Below are 22,856 nucleotides of genomic sequence, written 5' to 3'. Positions count from 1 at the left end.
TTGAGATAGCCCTAAAGAAAAAATATACGCAAACGATTGCATTAATTTTTTTCACTTCATTTGCTTCTGAAGGCTCCACTATAAAATAGCTTAAATTTTAATTTTTAACGTAGAAACATCCAGATTTGCTAGCCCCTTCTCATTGTGTGCTTAATTCCGACATATTTTCCCAGTTTGAGTCTTTACATAAAACCTTAAATATTATAAGTTGTATTTAAAATACATGTTTATAAATAAACTTTATGTCTCGCAAAAAAGAGTGATTTATTGGGATGAAATATACTTATCCCAATGATGTAAAAGGATATGTTTGTACAAAACTAAAAACTGACGCCTTACGATCACTACGATGAGAACATGAAAATAATTCAGGAGCACCTGTATGCTAGATAGCCAAACCATCGCCATTGTTAAATCCACCATTCCTGCCATTGCTGAAACAGGGCCAAAACTAACCGCACATTTTTATGATCGGATGTTTAAACAACACCCTGAACTAAAAGATATTTTTAACATGACTCACCAAATGAATGGCGACCAACGTGAAGCTCTATTCAACGCTATTTGTGCTTATGCGGTAAATATTGAAACCCCTGAAGCACTGATTTCAGCGGTTGAAAAAATTGCCCAAAAACACGTTAGTTTAAATATCAAACCTGAGCATTACCCTATTGTTGGGGAAAATTTACTGGCGGCTATCGATGAACTACTTAGCCCAGGCCAAGAAGTACTTGATGCTTGGGGAAGAGCTTACGGGGTCTTAGCTGATATCTTTATTGGCCGTGAAGCAGTAATTTACCAAGAGAATGCAGATAAAATTGGGGGCTGGGAAGGTTTACGTGAATTTAAATTGAAACAAAAACAGCCCCAAAGTGATGTGATCACCAGTTTTGAATTCGTACCTGTCGATGGGAAACCTGTCGCGGATTACCGCCCAGGCCAATATATCACTATTTATGTCAACAACCAGGGATTTGAAAACCAAGAAATCCGCCAATACTCACTGACGACTGCGCCTAATGGCCGTAGCTACCGTATTGCAGTAAAACGTGAAGAACAAGGCTCAGTTTCTAATTTCTTACATCAACAATTAAATGAAGGTGACCATGTACTACTCGCCCCACCCTGTGGTGATTTCTTCATTGATGTTGATGGCCAGACACCTGTTACCTTGATCTCTGCAGGCGTTGGTTTAACCCCAATGCTGAGTATGTTAAATCATCTAACAGAACAAGGTCACAATGCTCAAGTTAATTGGTTCCATGCCGCTGAAAATGGTGCTGTTCATGCCTTTAGGCACGAAATTCAACAACTATTAGCAAAACAACAAACCAGCCAATCTGCGATTTGGTTTAATCAACCAAGAGAGGAAGATCGTCTCGGGTTTGATTACCAATATGAAGGTTTAATGAATTTAGAATTGGTACGTGAATGGATTGAGCAACCGAACATGCAATTCTATTTCTGTGGCCCTGTTGGTTTTATGCAGCACGTAGGCAAACAGCTAATTGCAATGGGTGTCGATGCCGATGCTATTCACTATGAATGTTTTGGACCACATAAAGTATTACCCCTCAATTAATGGATAAAAAATGCTCTTCTGTTTAGAAGAGCATTCTCTGAAACATATTAACTGAAGAAAATGGTTTAAATGGTTAAGTGTTTGCCATTTTTCTAAATTTAGCGGTAACGGACTCGCATAATAAATACGCAATTCTAATCCCATTCCTGTGTATTTTCCGTTACCGCTTTTTCACATAACGTAATTTATTAAATCGCTTCTTCATCTTGCTCACCGGTCCGAATACGGATCACTCGAGCTACATCATAAACAAAGATCTTCCCATCGCCAATTTTGCCCGTTTGGGCCGTTTGCATAATGGTTTCGACACAGTTTTCAACAATGTCATCAGGGACAACAATTTCAATTTTAACCTTAGGTAAAAAATCAACCATATACTCTGCACCACGGTAAAGCTCAGTATGCCCTTTTTGACGTCCAAAGCCTTTCACTTCAGTTACCGTCATTCCGGTAATACCCACTTCAGCCAATGCTTCACGAACATCATCAAGTTTGAATGGCTTTATAATTGCATCAATTTTTTTCATAAATAATTCCTGTTATGACCAGTTTTTACGGCCAAAACCTGAGGTGATCGGATAGCGGCGATCTTTACCGAAATTACGCATCGTAATACGTGGCCCAACAGGAGCCTGACGGCGTTTATATTCATTAATATCAACAAGACGTACAACTTTTCGTACCACGTCTTTATCAAAACCAAGTTTGATTAAATCATTAACTGACAAGTCTTTTTCCACGTAGCCTTCCAATAATGCATCTAACACATCATAAGGCGGCAAGCTGTCTTGATCTAATTGCCCTGGAGCAAGTTCTGCTGACGGTGGCCTATCAATCACACGTTGAGGAATTGCTGGAGATAATGTATTACGATATTTAGCTAACTCAAAAACAAGGGTTTTAGGCACATCTTTTAACACATCAAAACCACCTGCCATATCGCCATATAATGTTGAATAACCAACAGCAGATTCACTTTTATTACTGGTAGTCAACACTAAGCGACGACGTTTATTTGACATTGCCATTAAAATAACCGCTCGGCAACGTGCTTGTAAGTTTTCCTCAGTGGTATCAACCGCGGTTCCTTCAAACATCGGCGTTAACTGAGCCATAAAGGCATCAAACATCGGTTCGATGGATACGATATCGAATTCAACCCCAAGCAAATCAGCTTGCTCTTTAGCGTCGTGAATACTCATTTCAGAAGTATAGCGGAATGGCATCATGACAGCTTGCACATGCTCTTTCCCTATAGCATCAACCGCAATAGCCACCGTTAGCCCTGAGTCAATACCGCCTGATAGCCCTAAAATTGCACCATTAAAACCATTTTTATTGATGTAGTCACGAGTTGACATAACTAAAGCTTGGTATACCTGAGCAACTGGGTCATTCTCAATAAATACGCTACCTTCGCTCACCAATGCAAGTTCATCAAATTGAACTGTGATAACTTGCTCTTTAAATTCTGCCAATTTAAAGATTTGTTTACCTTTATTTGCAATGACTTTTGAGCCACCATCAAACACCAATTCATCTTGCCCACCCACTTGGTTGAGATACACAATTGGCATATGAGTGCGTTTGCAATGTTCGACTAATAAGTCGGTTCGAATATGTTCTTTATGAATATCATAAGGAGATGCATTGATGGTTAATAATATTTCAGCACCCGCCCCTTTGACTGCATCTACTGGCTCGTCATACCAAATATCTTCACAAATTAATAAACCGAGCTGATAACCTTTAAATTCAACAACACAGGATTTTTCATCTGCAGTGAAATAACGAGGTTCATCAAACACACCATAATTTGGCAACTCTTGTTTAAAATAGCGAGCGTGCAATTTGCCTTGATAGAAAAAGGACAGCGCATTATAGATATCATCCCCTTCATACCATGGGTGACCAACAATAATCGCCGTTTCTTGGCTGGCTTTTTGCAAACGGTCGAGTTGTACTAAACAACGGTCCTCGAAATCAGCTCGGAAAATTAAATCTTCTGGTGGATACCCTGTCAAAGACAACTCTGAAAACATGACAATATCTGTGTTTGGTGCTTGTTCACTCACAACTTGCAGCATGCGATCGCAGTTGCCTTCGATATCACCGACTAACCAATTAAGTTGTGCTAGTGAAATATTAAGCTTACGGCTCATAAGGTACTTTTTCTCCCGGAGCGTGAATATGAATTGCCTTATTCCACATAATGTAATCGATAACAACCATGTGGTAAATAATACTTATTTATTCTTTAAAATCATTAGCTTCTAAATCATGACGGCCAAGTAATTTATAAAATTCTGTACGGTTTCGTCCTGCCATTCGGGCAGCTTGAGTAACATTTCCTTTCGTCATTTGTAATAACTTACGTAAATAATTCAATTCGAACTGATTGCGAGCTTCAACAAATGTTGGTAGCGCCGTATTTTCACCTTGAAGTGCTTGGCTAACCAGTGCTTCGCTTATAACAGGAGACGTCGTTAATGCAACACATTGTTCAATCACATTCACTAATTGACGGACATTGCCCGGCCAGCTCGCTGTTATTAAGCATTTCATTGCATCACTGGAAAAACTTCGTACGAAAGGTTTATGACGTGATGCAGCTTCACGCAATAGATGATTAGCTAATAATGGAATATCTTCTGAACGTTCATTTAACGCAGGAATACGTAAGTTGACAACATTTAAACGATAGTAAAGATCCTCACGAAACTCATTTTTTTCCATTGCTTTTGGTAGGTTACGGTGAGTTGCAGACAGAATACGTACATCAATATCTAAATCACGGTTGCTACCTAAAGGACGAACTTTGCGCTCTTGCAATACCCGCAGTAATTTAACCTGCAATGGCATTGGCATATCACCAATTTCATCTAAAAATAACGTCCCACCACTGGCTGCAAAGAATAACCCTTCGCGATTACTAACTGCGCCAGTAAAGGCACCTTTTGCATGCCCAAATAGTTCAGACTCTAATAATTGTTCAGGTAGTGCACCACAGTTAATGGCAATAAACGGCTTACGCGCCCTAGGGCTAGCTTTATGAATCGCCTGCGCTAAAACCTCTTTACCTGTACCACTTTGCCCGTTAATCAATACGCTAACATCAGATTGTGCCACCATATGCGCTTGTTCTAACAGGCGTATCATTAAGGGGCTACGTGTGACAATACCAGAGCTCCACTCTTCATCACTTATGGGTGTTGAAGAGAGCGCGAGTGCTTCATCAATCGCTTTATATAATGCGTCTTTGTCGACTGGCTTAGTTAAAAACTAAATACACCTCGTTGTGTTGCCGCGACGGCATCAGGAATCGAGCCATGAGCTGTTAATATAATGACAGGCATGTTTGGATGGGCTTTTTGTATCTCATCGAAAAGCGCCATGCCATCCATTTCATCCATACGTAAGTCACTGATCACTAAATCTAATTTTTCTTTTTGTAAGATTTTTAGCGCTTCAGGGCCGCTCTCTGCGGTAGTGACTTTAAAGCCTTCACTACTCAAACGCATACCTAACAGTTTCAGAAGACTTGGGTCATCGTCAACTAGTAACAAATTTGCTGACTTACGATTCGTCATTTTTGTTCATTCTCCGATGAATTTTGCTCTACTGGAGAAGATGCGCTGCTATCAGGCTTTGGCTCTTCAGAGGAAATAGGTTTATCTCCTTCAACCCCATTTTCTACCTCTTTTTCGGTTTCGTTCGTGCTTTTCTTACGAGAAGAAAGCTGACGTTCAATATCCGTTAAGTTTTCAAGCTTACGGGAGGTCGTATTCAGTTCGAAAGCCAATTTAGCATTATCTTCTTTCAAGCGGTCGAGCTTTGTATCCATTTCTTGTTGTAGGCGCTTATAACGAGCCCCCGCATCTGACAAGTTGATAATTTGCACCTGTTGCTCACGCCATAATTGCAATAATGGCCGTACTGCTGTTGGAAAATTCAAACTATACGTATTAATGCTATCCAGCATTTTGCGACGTTCAGCAATAGACGGATCTGCAGAATTCAACAAAATGTTCTGTTGAAATGCACTCGACCAGTTTGTTACCTCGATTTTACCTGCTTCCTCACGTGCTTGACTGGTTTCAGTGCGATCGGCACAATCCATCATTCGCAACCAAAATAGCGCGTTTTCCCGTGCAGTAGGTTGGTCATTGTTCCAGATCGTTTCACATGATGTATACCGATAGTCCGTAACTTTTACCTCAGGCACAACGACTTGCGCTAGAGTTTCGAGCGGTGACTGGCCATTTTTAGCGACACATCCACTTAAGATTAGGGAAAATAAGACCGCCCCTAAATTGAGCCCTGTACGTCTCATCACATAAGGTACTCTTCGATTATTTTTACTTAACGATGCGTTACGGTAAAGTACCGCCCAAACACCTGTAGACCGATTTACCATTATTCATTCTCTGCGGTTAGAGGCAGTTCAATTCTAAAACAGACATCTGCTGATTTAGTGGGAACAAGAGAAAGCTCGCCCCCCATTTGTTTAATACAATCTTGCGCAATACTTAGCCCTAGCCCACTTCCTTTAACAGCACCTTTTCTTTGTAATGAGCCTTGATAAAAAGGTTCAAAAATCATGCTTTGCTCAGATTCAGGAATTGGCGTACCCGTATTCGCAACTTCAATTAGCAATTTATTGCCTGTTTGGCGACTAGAGATCCAAATATTACCTGATTCGCCACCATAGTGCACCGCATTGGAATAGATATTATCAATAACTCGCCCAAGAAGTGAGGGTTCAGCTAAACAGCTATCCACTTTTAAACGCACTTCTGTTTTGATGTTTTTAGCCCGTGCGGGTAAGTTATGTGCTTTGACGATATCTTCAATGAGCTTTTGTAAATCAACAATCTGTGCTTCTGGTGGGTCATCTACAAGCTTACGATTATAGTCAAGTAATTGCTCAATAAGTTGCTGAAGATGCTTACTACTGTGATCCAAAATTTCTACAACTTCTTTTTGAGACACCGTTAATGGTCCAGCTACCTCATCAGCAAGTAACTCCGTTCCTTCACGCATACTTGCAAGAGGTGTTTTTAATTCATGTGAAATATGGCGAAGAAATTCATGACGCTGTGATTCAAGCCATGCTAATCGCTCACTTAACCAAATAATACGCTGCGCAATTGTCCGTAATTCCCTAGGGCCTTTAAAGCGCTCAATATTATTGGCTATCGTGCGTCCAGTTCCAAGACGGTTAATCATTCGTTCGATAGCTTTAACTGGGCCAATAATCATCCTTGTGAATAATGCAACTAGTAAAGCGCTTAATAAGAATAAAATTAAGCTCTGCCAGCCAAATAATTGACCTTTATTCGCAATTGCTTTTTGTAACTGTTCTCCACGGCTAAAAATCACATCACGAGTTTCTTGCACTAATGAGGCATTTTCGGCAGAAAACTGTTCTAAAGCTCGTGTAATTTTTTCTGTTGGCTCATTGTTTTCACAAGCGACCGTTTTAAGTGCATCCAAAGTGTTAGTCAATGCGGAGGTGTCTGACGAAGTGGGTAAGATTGTTTTCTGACGCTCGAACATTTGCTGATAATCTGCAAACTGTTTCTGATATTGCGTTTGCAAGGTGGGATCTTGTAACACACAATATTGACGATAGCTCCGTTCCATTTCTAAGGCGAGACTACTCATCACTTCACTACGCCGTGCGTCAAGCAACGTGGTTTTATTGATATTGGCAGCTTGGTTACTAAGTTGCTCCAGACTTTGATATGCCTGGTAAGCGAGTACTAATAAAGGAAGTAGTACAAGCCAAAATGCCATCACAACGAGTTGGCGCAAGGAGCGCGGGAAAAAACGCCATTTACTCAATACATTCATCTCATACCCATTCAACGTATTGCAATGGTAGCAGAACTCTTTGTCATGCGAAAAGCACAATCCAAATTATGTGTCCCATAGCGTTAAAATCAGACTAAGTGTAACAACTAAAAGCAATGAACGTGCCAATTTAATTGGTAAAAAATGATAATTTTCAGATAGGTATGTTCATCGCTCCGGATGTTCCTTTTTCGCATAAACGAAAGCATAAAAGAATCGATAGATCTTATTAAATGAATTCTTTCGTCTTTTCTTTAGTTTTTGCTTTAAAAATAAAACACTCAGCTATGCCCTAAATAATTCGGATTGCAGCTAGGCGCCAAGTGAAGATATCTCTATAAGTATGTGATTCGGGTAGACGAGAGCAGCCAACAACGCTGTGGTTCAAAGTATGACGGGCATTATGGTGGGCATAAAATAGGAAGGCGGGATAAAGGACTTACCTTTACCCCGCCAGCGATAACAACTACTCTGATGGTTACTACTTTTATATAATTATGTCTTTACATTAAAGATAATTATATAGGTGGTGCCTCACTCCACGTGTCGCCCTGTGTTTGATAAGGCCCTAAGGCGAATATCTGTGCTGTTGGACGGTAGGCACCTTACTTTGGCGTCATTCTTGGTTTATGTGGTATGTACCCAACTAATTTTGGACCTACATAAGAAGTTGAATGAGCAACTGAATATAATTATGCACATGCCGTGCCAACTTTTCAATTTATTTTTTAATACATTAAAAAATAAGACAATTTATTTTTTACCGTCTATTCAATGATTCTGGATACACTGAAACGGTTTATCTCTTTCTCAATATTGTCGCTAATTTAAGACACCCTAAACATCAAATTTATAAATCTATATTTATCAATAAGATAAATGTCTCCTTTTGGCGACACCCCAAAGTGGCGTCTGTCGCTATTTTTATACACCTTGTTTTTTGGTCATTTATTATTCAATATGAATAAGTTTGCGTGAAAATTTTACCCCAATAAAAAAATTGCTCGTCATTATGGATGAACAGCAGAATTTTACATTCTGCTGGTAGCTAATCTTTCTCGATATTGATATAAGATTTCCCAATACCCTACTCATCAAATTGATAAAAAATATGATAAAAATCGCTTTAGTTGATGACCACGTGGTTGTGCGTTCTGGTTTCGCTCAACTTTTAACACTGGAACCCGATATTTCTGTTGTTGGGCAATATGCGAATGCCCAAGAAGCTTGGCCTAATTTGCTTAATTTGGATATCGATGTCGCCATCATGGATATATCGATGCCAGATGAAAACGGTTTACAGCTTTTATCACGTTTACGTCAAAAAAAACCTGATTTTCGCACCATTATATTGAGCATTTATGATACCCCAGCCTTTGTGCAAAGTGCTTTAGATGCGGGAGCCAGCGCGTATTTAACTAAACGTTGTGGCCCTGAAGAGTTAGTGCAAGCGGTTCGCTCTGTCCACCAAGGCGGCTGCTACTTATGTGCCGATGCTATGCGAGCACTACGCCACTCACCTCAACAACAGCAAAGCCTACATGAATTGACACCTCGGGAACGGGAAGTATTTGATTTATTAGTTGCTGGCTTGAGTGTAAAAGTGATCGCAGAGCAACTTGAATTAAGCCATAAAACCGTGCACGTTCACCGCGCAAATATATTAGGCAAATTGCAATGCGAAAATACCATCGACCTTGTTCACTACGCGCTAGAACATAATCTAATTTCACGGTAATTTAGGCATGAATAAAAGCTTACGGTTAACGCTGCAATCCATCTTCTTATTTTTTACTTATTCGCTGTTATGGATTGGGTTGTGGATCATCGGCTTTTATTTAAGTCAAAACAGTTTTCAGGCAACTTTATTTCTGCCGCAAGGCTTACGCCTAGCATTGATGATTATCCTTTGGCGACGCTACTGGCCAACACTGCTACTTAGCGAAGGGATATTAAATTTTTGGTTATCATCAGAGCAACTTCTCTTCCAACCTATTTTACTGTTATCACCGTTATTAAGTCTCGGTGTTGCTTTTGTTATTCAAAATATCTGGTGGCGTTATACGTTATATTGGCAGCGGTTATTATTATTACTCGCAGGCGTTGCGGCAAATAGTGTATTACATGCTTTATTATTCAGTGGGTTATCATCTTATTCCATTAGCCAATTATTCCTAACAACATTCACCGGAGGGATACTGCTTTCTCCTTTTGTTTACCTTATTTATGAATATCTACACGAACAGCACTACCAAATGCTCCTTGATTATGGGACGCCAGATAAGCAATTACGAACCTCTTTAATTGTTTGGTGTTTTCTATTTTGTGTCGTTGGGCTCAGCGCCCAAGTATTTTTTGCTCCCGAAATTGAACGATTAATTGTCTTACTGGTGTTTATTCCTAACGTTTTTATGGCTTATCGTTATGGCTGGCAAGGTGGCGTACTTTCTGCATTATTAGGTAGTTTAATCATTACTTTTGCTCGGCAATTTCACGGTGCATTTGCTGATTTAGAAGAATTAGAAATGTTTCTCAGCACTCAAGCCTTAATTGGTATTGGCCTTGGGATAGCAATTAGCCGACAAAAACAGCTGGCGAGTAACCTACAACGTTATCGCCAACGCTTAGAAGAAGAACTAAAAACACGGCGCGACTTAATGTTGCAGCTCGTGCATACCGAAGAAGATATCAAAAAAGCGATTGCCCGTGAGCTGCATGATGAAATTGGGCAAAATATCACCGCGATTCAAATTCAGTCGATGTTAGTGAAAAAAACAGCAACAGATGACATCAGCCACCAAGCAGCAAGTCAAATAAATGAATTAGCGCAACAAATTCATCAATCTACGCGGCAATTATTGCGCCAGTTGCGCCCTCCTGTGTTAGATGAAATGTCGCTTGAAAATGCACTAACACACTTAATTGCTGAATTTTCTTTTCCACAGAATAATATTCAATGCCACTTTCATTATGGCTTACAAACAACACCGATCAATGAAACAGTGTTGTTTACGCTTTATCGCCTCGTCCAAGAGTTACTTAACAATATCAGTAAACATGCAAAAGCCACACAAATCCACATATCTCTTAAGCAAATAGGTGACTCGATCCAGCTTGTTGTTAATGATAATGGCGTCGGCATTCCATTTAGCAAACGCACTAGTGGCTTTGGGTTGCGCGGTATTGAGGAGCGAGTTCGAGCCTTAGGTGGTGATTGGACATTAACAACCCAAAACGGAACACAAATAAGTGTTAACTTGCCCACATTTTAAGATAAAACATCGCAAAACTAGGAATAATTCCTAGCCCTCTAATACCTTCTCTCATCCTTTTTGTTAAAAACTTGATTACATTTTCCTTAACAAGAGAAACCGCCCTATGACAGGTAAAGACACGTTGAGTCTGGATAACACGTATCGTTTTTGGCGTCGCCGCTTAATGCTATCAATGATTATTGGTTATGCCACTTTTTACCTCACACGAAAGAGTTTTAACTTCGTGATGCCTGTTATGCAAAACGAACTGTTTCTCGATAAAAGTGACATAGGTTGGATAGCGACGTCGTTTTATTTGACTTACGGAATCTCCAAGTTTCTTTCAGGGATTTTCCACGATATTACAGGATACCGTTGGTTTATGGGTGTCGGTTTAGTGATGACAGGGCTACTGAATATTATTTTTGCCTACTGCTTATCATTTCCAGCGTTATTAATTGTCTGGACACTAAACGGCTTTTTCCAAGGTTGGGGATGGCCACCTTGTGCACGCATTCTAACGCACTGGTATTCACGTAATGAACGTGGCTTTTGGTGGGGATTATGGAATATCTCCATCAACCTTGGGGGAATGTTACTGCCCTTGCTTACCGCATTATTGGCGACCCAATACAGTTGGCAAATGGCCTTAATTGTCCCTGGTGTTATTGGTGTCATTATTGGGCTGTGGTTGTGTCGTCAATTACGTGGCACACCGCAAGAAGAGCAGCTTCCAAGCGTTGGGCAGTGGCGACACGATGTTTTGGAGTTACGCCAAGAACGCTTATCGCCGCCAATGCCAATGCTAGTGATATTAAAAGATGCCATCATTTTTAACCGTATGATTTGGTTACTGGGCTTCTCCTATATTTTGGTTTATCTCATTCGCATGGCGATAAATGATTGGGGAAATCTATGGTTAACAGAGAAACATGGCACCAATTTACTCAGTGCGAATGCAACATTATCGTTATTTGAGCTGGGCGGATTATTAGGGGCACTCTGCTCTGGTTGGGGCTCTGATATTCTGTTTCGTGGCCAACGAGCGCCTATGATCCTGCTGTTTTCATTGGGTCTTTGTGTCTCAGTAAGTGCCTTATGGTTAACGCCAATTCATCACTATGCTTTATTGGCTGCGTGCTTCTTTGCGATTGGCTTTTTTGTTTTTGGACCACAAATGTTAATCGGTCTAGCTGCAACAGAATATTGTCATAAAAAAGCAGCTGGAGCGGTAACAGGTTATCTCGGTTTGTACGCCTATTTAGGGGCGGCGATTGCCGGGTGGCCACTCTCTCAAGTCATTGCACATTATGGTTGGTCAGGCATGTTTTCCTTACTTGCCAGTGCCGCGGCTTTGATGGGATTACTGCTAATGCCTCTATTGATTGCCAATGTCAGCAAACGAGAGCATTTGGCGGGTACTGTTTCACCCTCTGATAATAAAACCTGAATAAAGGACTGACAATGAAACTGAAAACTCTCTCTACGCTTGTTGCTGCAGGCTTATCCCTTGCAGCTATTACTACCACTGCAAATGCTGCGGGCCGTTTGGTTGTTTACTGTAGCGCCACTAACGCCATGTGTGAAACTGAAACACAAGCTTTTGCTAAGAAATATGATGTCAAAACCACCTTTGTACGTAATGGTTCTGGCAGTACGTTAGCCAAAATCGAAGCTGAAAAACGAAACCCACAAGCTGACGTGTGGTACGGCGGTACATTAGACCCACATTCACAAGCAGGGGAAATGGATTTACTTGAACCATACAAATCGCCAAATCTGGCTGAAATCATGCCACAATTCCAAGACCCTGCAAAACGTAAAGGTAATTACTCTTCCGCAGTTTACATCGGTATTTTAGGGTTTGGCGTTAACAAAGACCGCCTAAAAGAGAAAGGGTTACCTATCCCAACTTGCTGGAAAGATTTAACCAAACCTGAATATAAAGGCGAAATTCAAATTGCAGACCCACAAAGTTCAGGAACTGCTTATACCGCATTAGCCACTTTCGACCAATTATGGGGTAATGAGCAAGCCTTTGATTACCTGAAAAAATTAAACTCAAATATCTCTCAATATACTAAGTCAGGTATTGCCCCAGCACGTAACGCCGCTCGCGGTGAGTCCGCCATTGGTATTGGCTTTTTACATGATTATTCATTAGAAGTGGAAAATGGCGCGCCATTAGAGCTTATCGCACCATGCGAAGGTACTGGCTATGAAATTGGCGGGATCAGTATCCTGAAAAATGCACGCAATATGGATAACGCGAAACTGTTTGTTGATTTCGTCTTATCGAAAGAAGCCCAAGAGTTAAGTTGGAAAGAAGGAAAATCTTACCAAATCTTAACCAATACGACAGCTGAGTCATCTCCTATTTCTTTAAAACTCAATGAGTTAAACCTAATTAATTACGATATGGACAAATACGGTGATGCTGATGTCCGTAAGAACCTTATCAATAAATGGGTAACAGAAGTCAAAATGAGCAAATAGCTATCTCGTGTGGTGGCCATCCACCGCACTGAGCTCTTACTAAACTAAAATAAAAATTAAATTTAATTAAGCTCTGAATAATTTGAGTTGTCGCCAGCGCCGCATGACGTTATCCCTAAACGCATACAAAAGTATGTGACTGGGGTAATGGAGTGAAGCCAACACTGTGACAGCGCAATATATGACGAGCTTAGGGGGAACTATGTCTCAAACCCTAACCTTATCGACCTCAACCAAAAAAGATAGCATATTTTTTTGGCTGCTGATTGCTTGGCTAGGTTTCGCGTTGCTGCCTTCTTGGAGCTTAGACTATGGCGTACTTGACTCAACACAAGACGAAATCATAGCGGCTTATGGTTGGAGCAGCCTAAACATTAGCTGGCTCTGGTATTTATTGCCTTCTATTTTATTTATTCGCCCGTTAACACCAGCGGATCGTTACCATAAAACCCGCCATTATTTCGATATTGGCGTGGCGGTTGTCACCGCAACCGTGGTGATCTTAACCTCCTATTTTGAAGGAAAAGGGTTAGGTTACTCAACTATTGTACTATTTATCGCCTTGGGTATGGTGATGACACTGGCGTTAACTCGACTTGAGTGGCTCGGTGGAGACCAATTCGTTATTGGCTCGCTGATCACCGTTGTGGCCTTAATAGCCCTATTTATTGTGTTCCCAAGTGTCGCTATTTTTATTCCGATGTTTACTGATGGAAATGGGGACTTTGCACCATTCGCCTTTGTGGCAATTTTGACGCAATCGCATATTGTCCAAGTTATTATTAACTCAGTATTTTTATCATTGGCCGTAGGTGCTGGTTGTACTTTCTTTGGTTTGATTTTAGCCATTTATACTTCACGCATCGCCAAACGCTCCGCTATTATTGGTCGCGTGTTTTCTATTTTGCCTATCGTCACCCCCCCCTTCGTTGTCGGTCTAGGGGTCACGTTGATGATGGGGCGTTCGGGCTATATTACTGAATTCCTTGCGACCTATATGGGGCTTGAAAACACCAACTGGTTATATGGCTTTACGGGTATTTGGTTAGCACAAGTACTGGCATTTACGCCGATGTCATTCATGATTTTAGACGGTGCAATTAAAACCATTCACCCATCTTTAGAAGAAGCGTCTTATACTTTACGTGCCAACCGTTACCAAACTTTCTTTAATGTATTTATGCCATTATTGAAACCTGCTTTGGCAAACGCATTTTTAATCGTTATCGTACAATCGCTGGCTGACTTTAGTAACCCATTGGTTCTAGGCGGTAACTTCGACGTACTCGCGACGCAAATTTACTTCTATATCACTGGCTCCCAATTAGATTATCAAGCTGCCAGTACCTTAGGTGCGTCATTATTAGTGTTCTCACTATTAGTGTTCTGCGTACAGTATATGTGGATAGGTAAACGTTCCTATGTCACCGTATCAGGGAAATCTTACCGTGGTGATGTTCAGCCTTTACCAACGTCATTAATTGCCACTGTGACCACTTTCTTAGCGATTTGGGTTGCATTTAACGTATTGTTATACGGCAGTATTTTCTACGGTAGCTTTACAGTTAACTGGGGTGTTGATTACACCTTAACCTTCGATAACTTTATTAAATTATTCGGTCAAGGAATGAGCGATGGTGCGTGGCCATCATTGTTAGATACTCTTCTGTACGCCGGTATTGCCGCCCCCATCACCGCGATCCTCGGTTTATTAATTGCCTATATCGTAGTTCGCCAAGAGTTCCGCGGTAAAAAGACTATCGAATTTACCACGATGCTGTGCTTTGCCGTACCAGGAACAGTTGCGGGCGTGTCATACATCTTAGCCTTTAACGATTCCCCGTTTTATTTAACGGGAACTGCCGCTATCGTTATTATATCAATGACCATGCGTAACGTTCCTGTCGGGATCCGTGCAGGTATTGCAGGCTTAGGCCAAATTGATAAATCGTTGGATGAAGCATCACTCAGCTTACGAGCGGGTTCAATGCGTACCATCTTCTTTATCTTACTGCCATTGTTGCGCCCAGCCATTTTATCAGCGCTGATCTATAGCTTTGTCCGTGCGATCACCACGGTCAGTGCGATTGTATTCTTGGTTACTCCTGATACTCGCGTCGCTACAGCCTATATTTTGAACCGTGTAGAAGACGGTGAATATGGCGTTGCCATTGCCTATGGCTCAATCCTGATTGTCGTAATGCTGGCAATTATTTTCTTATTTGACTATTTGATTGGCGAAGCCCGTGTTTCACGTTCCAAAGCCAAAAATGCAGAGTAATCACGGAGTAACTGACATGACACAACATAATTTTGTTGAACTAAAAAATGTGACTAAACGCTTTGGCAACAATACCGTCATCGATGATTTAAGTCTTTCTATTCCACAAGGCAGCATGGTCACCCTACTCGGCCCATCCGGCTGTGGTAAAACCACCGTATTACGCCTTGTCGCAGGGTTAGAAAAACCCACCGAAGGCCGTATGTTTATTGATGGTGAAGATGTTACTGACCGTTCAATTCAACAGCGTGATATTTGTATGGTTTTCCAATCCTACGCCCTATTCCCACATATGTCGTTAGGGGATAACGTCGGTTATGGCTTAAAAATGTTAGGCTTACCCAAAGCGGAAATTAAAAAGCGGGTTGATGAAGCATTGGAGTTAGTGGATTTGGCCGGCTTTGCTGACCGTTTCGTTGACCAAATTTCTGGAGGTCAGCAGCAGCGTGTAGCCTTAGCTCGTGCATTGATACTCAAGCCTAAAGTGCTATTATTTGATGAGCCATTAAGTAACTTGGATGCAAATTTGCGTCGTAGCATGCGTGAAAAAATTCGTGAGTTACAGCAACAGTTCAATATCACCTCTTTATATGTCACCCATGACCAAAGCGAGGCTTTTGCGGTTTCGGATATGGTTCTAGTGATGAATAAAGGGAAAATCATGCAGTTAGGTTCACCGCAAGAGCTATACCGCCAGCCAGCGTCAAAATTTATGGCGAGCTTTATGGGAGATGCAAATATTTTCCCTGCAACTCTTAGCGCTGACTCGGTGGATATTTTCAATTATCGTTTACCGCGTCCAGAGCAGTTTGTTACAGATAAAACTGCGGTGACTGTGGGGGTTCGTCCTGAAGCCATCACACTGAGTTTGCAAGGCGAAGATAGCCAATGCTGCACAGTTACTCACGTTGCTTATATGGGACCTCAATACGAGGTCACTGTTGATTGGCACGGTCAATCTATGTTACTGCAAATTAATGCGACGCAGTTGCAACCCACTATTGGGGAAAAACTTTATTTGCAGATCCACCCATACGGCATGTTTATCTTAAACGAAAAAGAATAATTTCTAATTCAATCACTTAAACCGTCACTTCATGGTGACGGTTTTTTTCGTTATTAAGTCCAATTAAAAAAGCAGAAAAGTTTCCCCTTCTGCTTTTCTTAACAAACCAATTAATTATAAAAATGCTTTATATGGTAATTCAGGTTCATTTTTGAAAATATCACTAAAGCCACGGAAATGTTGATAATGCATGCGGTCTTTATCTGTTGGATAAGTATATCTCCCACCCACTTGCCAGAAGAACGGGGCAAATTTATATTGCAAACGCTCTTTTTTCATATTCCACAACACTTCTATTTCACGCGGGTCATTTTGGAAGTTTGCCCAAATATCATGGTGGAATGGAATAACCCGCTCACAATCTAATGATTCTGCTGCACGTAAAATATCCGATGACGTCATTTTATCCGTCACACCACGTGGGTTTTCGCCAAAAGAAAGCAGTGCGACATCAATATTGTAACGGTTACCATGCGCCGCATAATAGTTTGAATAATGTGAATCGCCGGAATGATAAATAGAGCCGCCAGTTGTTTCTATCAAGTAGTTCACCGCACGAGAATCCATGCCATCTAAAATTTGCTTATCAGTGGAAGAAACACCCTGTGGCAATGTCACCAATGCTGTGCGGTCAAATGAATCTAACACACGGATTTTCATATCCCCTACTTCCAGTACATCGCCAACTTTGGCGACTACACAACGCTCTACTGGTACGCCCCACTTAATCCATAAATCTACACAGGCTTGAGGACCAATAAATTTAACGTGGTCGCCGCAATTTTGCATTACCGCCGCCGCCACATTCACATCAATATGGTCAGCATGGTCATGAGACGCTAAAATCGCATCAACATTTTTAATGGCAAACGGGTCTAAAGGGAAAATCGCAGTGCGTAAGTTTGGTTGTAGCGCTTCAACTCCCCCCATACGCATCATTTGATGTTGCTTATTCATCAATGGGTTTTTCTGTGTTTTCTTTCCAGTTCCACACCAAAAATCAATGCAAACATTGGTATTTCCCTCACTTTTTAACCAAATCCCTGTGCACCCTAGCCACCACATTGAAAAAGTATTAGGTTCAACAACCGTTTTTTCAATTTCTTCATTTAGCCATGTTCCCCACTCAGGAAATGTACTTAAAATCCAAGATTCACGTGTGATTTCATTAACTTTGCTCATAGTCATAATACCTTTTTCAAGAATTTTAGATGTAGGGAGCCTGATGCCTTAATCGAGAAATTAAGGCATGAAGGCTGAATTGGTTTAAGTTTTAAAAATTAGGTAGACGGTGGAATTAAACCAGTATCACTCGCGTGCCCTGTGCAGCAATCGCTTTGATAACCTCAGAGTTGGCATTTCTTCCAGTGATAAGAACATCTATCTTATTAGCTGGGCAAAATAACATCCCGGTTCGATGACCCACTTTTGAACTGTCTACAACAACGACTAATTTATCAATTTGGTCAAGCATTTGTTGTTCTGCTACCGCAGTTAGCATGTCAGCTTTATATAAGCCAGCCTCTGTTAACCCTTTCCCTGATGTGAACATCCAGTTACCTGCATAACCCATTAACGTGTTCAAAGCCGGATTCAAAAAAATGTTTTGTGCTTTGTTATACTGCCCACCTATTAGAATTACGTCATCATGGTCTTGGTCAATCAAATAGCTCGCTAATGGAAAATAATTAGTCACAATTTGCACGTTTTTTCCGCATAATTGCTGCCCTAACATAAACGCGGTGGAACCACAGTTAATGACAGCGCTTTCCCCAGGAAGACAAAGCGCTGCCGCTTTAATTGCGATTTCAGATTTTTCTTCATAGTGCTCAGTACTGTTAATGTTTAACGGTGTCCACTTACGTTTTTTATTTTCAATACGTTCAGCACCATTACGGATTTTTCGCAATTTACCTTGCTCATCTAACTTTGAAATATCACGACGAGCTGTTGCAGGAGACACACTAAATTGTTCGGTAATATGAGAAACATTGATCACTCGATGTGTTTCCAATAACGACAATATTTCATTGTGTCTTTGCACTTCATTCATAATCATCGCCTTATTAGTTAATAATCACCTTGATGATGGATTATGATTCAAAATGATTATTGGTGATTAGTTTTGATTCTATTTATCTCACTTACTATTGTCAACCTTTGCTCAGGTAAAAAAACAACATTTGACAAATATAAATTTATTCCATTGATGTATAAGATAATTTTAAATTTTACGTGATCAGGTCGCCATTTATTTATTTTTTTGCTGGTAAAAAAACGCACAAATGAGAACAATCAAAAAAGAGCAATTAATGATTACATATGATCACATTTGATTTTTGCGAGACTGATTAGTCGCTTTAAATGATTATATCGCAATAACACCAGATACGATCAATATGATTAATCTCTGACCCAGATAAATTACAAATACAATTTGATTAGAGGTAAAAATATGGATTTTTTATACGACGCTTTCTATATTTTTTACAGCCAAGTAATGACAAAAGCGCCTCTATTATTAGGCTTAGTCACATTTATCGGTTATTGGCTATTAAAGCGCGATGGCACGACAATCCTCAAAGGGACAATCAAAACGATTGTTGGTTTTATGCTAGTTGGCGTGGGTGCCAGTACCTTAGTGTCCAGTTTTAAACCCGTCATCGAAAAAATGTCTGAATACCATGGACTTACAGGGTCAGTTATTGACCCATATACATCAATGATGGCCACCATGGAAGCGATGGGAGATAACTATTCATGGGTGGGCTATACCGTGTTGTTAGCTCTCGCAATTAATATTCTTTTAGTCCTTTTCCGCCGCGTCACCGGTATTCGTACCATTATGCTGACAGGGCATATTATGTTTCAACAAGCAGGCTTGATCGCTGTTTTCTATTTTGTACTCGGGACGAGCATGTGGGAAACCATTATTTATTCTGCGGTATTAATGGCGCTGTATTGGGGGATTTCTTCCAATATTATGTTTAAACCGACGCAAGAAGTGACGGGTGGAGCCGGATTCTCAATTGGTCATCAGCAACAATTTGCCTCATGGATAGCAACCAAAGTTGCTCCGAAACTGGGCGATAAAAAAGACAGCGTAGATAATTTAAAACTGCCCAAATGGTTGCATATATTCCATGACAGCATTTCCGCCACCGCCATTGTGATGACCTTATTCTTTGGCGTTATTCTGATTTCTTTTGGCATTCCCAACCTACAAACCATGGCAGGTACCACTCACTGGACTATTTATATCATTGAAACGGGTTTAAAATTTGCCGTTGCCATCCAAATCATTGTTACCGGTGTACGCATGTTTGTCGCTGAATTATCTGAAGCTTTCAAAGGTATTTCAGAGCGCGTGATCCCCAATGCTGTTCTTGCGATTGACTGCGCCGCTATCTATGCATTCTCCCCTAATGCCATGGTATTTGGTTTTATGTGGGGTGCTATCGGGCAATTTGTTGCGGTACTCGGTATGTTGGCATTCAACTCCCCCATTATGATCATTCCAGGCTTTATCCCTATGTTCTTCTCGAACGCCACTATCGGTATTTTTGCCAACCATTTTGGGGGTTGGAAAGCCGTCATGAAAGTGTGTTTCGTGATGGGTATCATTGAAGTATTGGGTTCAGCTTGGGCAATCAGCTTAATTAATAGCCAAGGTACGGACTTTAGTGGTTGGATGGGTATGGCCGACTGGGCGCTCGCCTTCCCTGTCATTATGCAAGGTTTGTCCTTCTCTAAAATGTTCTTCTTTGTCGTTGTCGCCCTCTCCCTTGTCTATATGTATTTTGCTGCAAAGAAACTTCGCGCCGAAGAAGATTCACAAAACCCAATCGAAACTGAAATGGAAACCAATGAAGAAGTCGAAGCTGCATCTATTGAACATAATGGTACTAAGCCTGTACGTATCTTAGCGGTTTGCGGCAATGGACAAGGCTCGTCCATGATGATGAAAATGAAAATTGGCCAGTACCTCGAAAAGAAAGGCATTCCTCATGTGATGGATTCTTGTGCAGTCTCCGATTATAAATCGAAATTACCAGCAACTGATATTATCGTTTCCTCTAAACACCTTAGTGCAGAAATGGATCCGGGTGATGGTAAATTCATTCTTGGCGTACAAAATATGCTCAACCCCAACTCATTCGGTGATGAACTACTCGATATCATACATACCAATTTTATAGGAAATAAATAGCCTAAGTCATAGGAGTCGATATGGCTCATAACGGTATCGACTCCCTTAACGTTGAAAAATAGGAAGGCAATGATGGGATTTAAACAATCACTAATCGACAATAATTCGATACAGCTACAAGCATCCGCTGATAACTGGCGTGATGCCATTAAGATAGGCACAGACTTGCTCATCGCTTCAGGTGCGATAAAACCTAGCTATCATGAAGCAATTATCAACAGTATTGAAAAACTTGGGCCTTATATTTGTATCGCACCTAATTTAGCGCTTCCTCACGCAAGGCCTGAAGACGGGGTACTAAAAACCGCTTTTGCTTTAGTCACACTGGAAAAACCCATTGTTTTTGATGGCGAAGATGAGCCTGTTGACGTACTTATCACCTTGGCAGGCAGTTCATCCGATGAACATATGGAAGGTCTGATGGAAGTCACTCGTGTTCTCGATGATGAAGACAGTGAAACGGGTGTCGATCTTGAAAAGCTACGCCGTTGCCGCACGATTGATGATGTTTATCAGGTTATTGATCAAGCATTATGCTAATTTAATGAAAATAAAAGAAAATCATTAATTAGCGATAGAGGTAATCAACTATGTATAACGTATTAGCGCTTGATTTGGATGGAACGGTTTTAACTCAAGAACATACGATCCACCCTGCAGTCAAACAAGCTATTCAACAAGCAGCAAAACAATGCCACGTCATGATAGTCACTGGTCGCCACCATACTGCTGCCCGTCCCTACTATGATGAACTCGGGCTAACTACGCCGATTATTTGTTGCAATGGTACTTATATCTATGATTACCAAAATGAAAAAGTTATCACGCACAATGCCCTTACCAAAGAGAATGCACTGACATTCATCGAATTAGCACAGAACGATAAACTGAAAATGGTGATGTACATCACCGATGCCATGGTGTATTCAAAAATCGACCCTATCGATTACATGAGTGCAATGGAACAGTGGGCTAACGACCCAACCATGGCTCATCCACCGAAAATTTATCGCATTGATTCATTTGAAGAACAAGTCCAGCAGGCTGACTATATTTGGAAGTTCGTCGTCGAAGGTGAACCGTCTACGTTAGAACGTTTCTTAAATTCCCCTTGGATTAAACAAACTTTTAATGCCGAAAAATCATGGTCAAACCGTTTCGACTTTGCCGCAAAAGGCAATAACAAAGGAACGCGTTTAGCAGAATATCTTAACTCTCAGGGTTATAACTCAAACCAAGTTATCGCTGTTGGTGATAACCACAACGATATCTCCATGATTGAGCTAGCGGGCCTAGGCGTAGCAATGAAAAATGCCGATGACACGGTGAAATCCCATGCGAATGCTATCTGTGCTACAGATAATAACGGTGATGGCCTTGCGCGTCTAATCCATGAAAATATTTTAGGACAATCACAATGACAAAGCCTTTGATCCAAATTGCATTAGACCAAACCAACTTACCTGCTGCACTCGAAGTGGCTGAAAATGTACATACTTTCGTTGATATTATTGAGGTGGGTACAATTTTAGCGTTCGCTGATGGCATGAATGCGGTCTCGACTTTACGTCAAAAATACCCTAATCACATTCTGGTTTGCGATATGAAAACCACCGATGGGGGAGCCATTTTATCGAGAATGGCATTTGAAGCAGGAGCAGATTGGATCACAGTCTCAGCCGCGGCGCATATTGCCACTATTGCTGCCTGCAAAAAAGTTGCCGATGAGTTTAATCGTGAGATCCAAATTGAAATTTATGGTAATTGGACTTTTGAAGATGCCAAAAATTGGGTCGATTTAGGTATTTCCCAAGCGATTTACCACCGCCCCCGCGATGCTGAACTCGCCGGTATTGGCTGGACCAATGAAGATATCGAAAAAATGCGAAAACTGTCTGATTTAGGGCTAGAACTGTCCATTACTGGCGGTATCGTGCCGGAGGATATCCATTTATTTAACGGTATCAAGGCCAAAGCCTTTATTGCTGGCCGTGCATTAGTGGGCGATAAGGGTAAAAAAACGGCAGAAGCATTACGTGAGCAAATCAACCGTTTTTGGAAATAGTAATTAGGAATAATTCTGATTCAAAAACCAACCTTTCCGTTTAAAA

17 protein-coding genes and 1 pseudogene are annotated in these 22,856 nt (G+C 40.9%); 11 read left to right on the top strand and 7 right to left on the bottom strand.

Features of this window, described 5'->3' with window-relative positions; translation table 11 throughout:
• The first annotated feature begins 382 nt into the window (after positions 1–382).
• Entirely contained in the window at positions 383–1,582 is a 1,200-nt protein-coding gene (gene hmpA / locus PSE72_RS16645) for an NO-inducible flavohemoprotein (protein WP_004912719.1), read from the top strand.
• A 188-nt stretch (positions 1,583–1,770) separates the two neighbouring features.
• Here hmpA and glnB read toward each other — a convergent pair whose 3' ends face one another.
• The 5 genes and pseudogenes from glnB to PSE72_RS16620 all read right to left on the bottom strand — a co-directional run bounded on the left by glnB (position 1,771) and on the right by PSE72_RS16620 (position 7,438).
• Positions 1,771–2,109: a nitrogen regulatory protein P-II gene (gene glnB, locus PSE72_RS16640; RefSeq protein ID WP_004912721.1), complete on the bottom strand. Its 339-nt coding sequence runs from the start codon at positions 2,107–2,109 to the stop codon at positions 1,771–1,773.
• Positions 2,110–2,121: 12 nt separating this feature from the next.
• The gene (locus tag PSE72_RS16635) at positions 2,122–3,744 is read right to left on the bottom strand and encodes an NAD+ synthase (RefSeq protein WP_004912723.1); all 1,623 of its coding nucleotides are present in this window, start codon (positions 3,742–3,744) and stop codon (positions 2,122–2,124) included.
• A gap of 88 nt (positions 3,745–3,832) precedes the next feature.
• Positions 3,833–5,172, bottom strand: a pseudogene (gene glrR, locus PSE72_RS16630) (two-component system response regulator GlrR).
• The gene (qseG, locus tag PSE72_RS16625) at positions 5,169–5,999 is read right to left on the bottom strand and encodes a two-component system QseEF-associated lipoprotein QseG (RefSeq protein WP_115166963.1); all 831 of its coding nucleotides are present in this window, start codon (positions 5,997–5,999) and stop codon (positions 5,169–5,171) included. Before qseG ends, glrR begins: the two are co-directional and overlap by 4 nt.
• On the bottom strand, positions 5,999–7,438 hold the full coding sequence (locus PSE72_RS16620; RefSeq protein ID WP_004912732.1) for a sensor histidine kinase: 1,440 nt from the start codon (positions 7,436–7,438) through the stop codon (positions 5,999–6,001). Before PSE72_RS16620 ends, qseG begins: the two co-directional genes overlap by 1 nt.
• Positions 7,439–8,549: 1,111 nt before the next feature.
• Here PSE72_RS16620 and PSE72_RS16615 point away from each other — a divergent pair.
• The 6 genes from PSE72_RS16615 to fbpC all read left to right on the top strand — a co-directional run bounded on the left by PSE72_RS16615 (position 8,550) and on the right by fbpC (position 16,535).
• Entirely contained in the window at positions 8,550–9,176 is a 627-nt protein-coding gene (locus tag PSE72_RS16615) for a response regulator transcription factor (protein WP_004912735.1), read from the top strand.
• A 7-nt stretch (positions 9,177–9,183) separates the two neighbouring features.
• The gene (locus PSE72_RS16610) at positions 9,184–10,710 is read left to right on the top strand and encodes an MASE1 domain-containing sensor histidine kinase (protein WP_109911465.1); all 1,527 of its coding nucleotides are present in this window, start codon (positions 9,184–9,186) and stop codon (positions 10,708–10,710) included.
• 79 nt (positions 10,711–10,789) lie between these two features.
• Positions 10,790–12,142 carry an MFS transporter family glucose-6-phosphate receptor UhpC gene (uhpC, locus tag PSE72_RS16605; protein ID WP_226537939.1) on the top strand — a complete coding sequence of 451 codons (1,353 nt, stop codon included), beginning with the start codon at positions 10,790–10,792 and terminating at the stop codon, positions 12,140–12,142.
• A 14-nt stretch (positions 12,143–12,156) separates the two neighbouring features.
• The gene (locus PSE72_RS16600) at positions 12,157–13,188 is read left to right on the top strand and encodes an ABC transporter substrate-binding protein (protein ID WP_004912741.1); all 1,032 of its coding nucleotides are present in this window, start codon (positions 12,157–12,159) and stop codon (positions 13,186–13,188) included.
• Positions 13,189–13,390: 202 nt separating this feature from the next.
• Positions 13,391–15,469, top strand: coding sequence for an ABC transporter permease (locus tag PSE72_RS16595; RefSeq protein WP_115166962.1), 2,079 nt, complete (start codon positions 13,391–13,393; stop codon positions 15,467–15,469).
• Positions 15,470–15,485: 16 nt separating this feature from the next.
• Positions 15,486–16,535 carry a ferric ABC transporter ATP-binding protein gene (gene fbpC, locus PSE72_RS16590; protein ID WP_109911462.1) on the top strand — a complete coding sequence of 350 codons (1,050 nt, stop codon included), beginning with the start codon at positions 15,486–15,488 and terminating at the stop codon, positions 16,533–16,535.
• Positions 16,536–16,649: 114 nt separating this feature from the next.
• Here the strand turns inward: fbpC and ulaG are convergent, their stop codons facing one another.
• Complete coding sequence (gene ulaG / locus PSE72_RS16585) at positions 16,650–17,717, bottom strand: L-ascorbate 6-phosphate lactonase (RefSeq protein WP_004912748.1); 1,068 nt, start codon at positions 17,715–17,717, stop codon at positions 16,650–16,652.
• A 115-nt stretch (positions 17,718–17,832) separates the two neighbouring features.
• Entirely contained in the window at positions 17,833–18,588 is a 756-nt protein-coding gene (gene ulaR, locus PSE72_RS16580) for an HTH-type transcriptional regulator UlaR (protein ID WP_004912750.1), read from the bottom strand.
• 402 nt (positions 18,589–18,990) lie between these two features.
• Here ulaR and PSE72_RS16575 point away from each other — a divergent pair, with 402 nt between their 5' ends.
• The 4 genes from PSE72_RS16575 to PSE72_RS16560 all read left to right on the top strand — a co-directional run bounded on the left by PSE72_RS16575 (position 18,991) and on the right by PSE72_RS16560 (position 22,810).
• On the top strand, positions 18,991–20,745 hold the full coding sequence (locus PSE72_RS16575) for a PTS ascorbate-specific subunit IIBC (RefSeq protein WP_004912753.1): 1,755 nt from the start codon (positions 18,991–18,993) through the stop codon (positions 20,743–20,745).
• 72 nt (positions 20,746–20,817) lie between these two features.
• Positions 20,818–21,285, top strand: a complete 468-nt coding sequence (locus PSE72_RS16570; protein ID WP_004912756.1) for a PTS sugar transporter subunit IIA — start codon at positions 20,818–20,820, stop codon at positions 21,283–21,285.
• A 50-nt stretch (positions 21,286–21,335) separates the two neighbouring features.
• Positions 21,336–22,166: a Cof-type HAD-IIB family hydrolase gene (locus PSE72_RS16565; RefSeq protein ID WP_115166961.1), complete on the top strand. Its 831-nt coding sequence runs from the start codon at positions 21,336–21,338 to the stop codon at positions 22,164–22,166.
• Positions 22,163–22,810, top strand: a complete 648-nt coding sequence (locus PSE72_RS16560) for a 3-keto-L-gulonate-6-phosphate decarboxylase UlaD (RefSeq protein WP_115166960.1) — start codon at positions 22,163–22,165, stop codon at positions 22,808–22,810. The genes PSE72_RS16565 and PSE72_RS16560 overlap by 4 nt, the downstream gene beginning before the upstream one ends.
• Positions 22,811–22,856: the final 46 nt, after the last annotated feature.

Source organism: Providencia sp. PROV116 (genome assembly GCF_028482485.1).
Lineage (GTDB): Bacteria > Pseudomonadota > Gammaproteobacteria > Enterobacterales > Enterobacteriaceae > Providencia > Providencia rettgeri.
The sequence above is the reverse complement of the archived record's forward strand: the minus strand, read 5'-3'. Positions and strand labels throughout refer to the sequence as shown.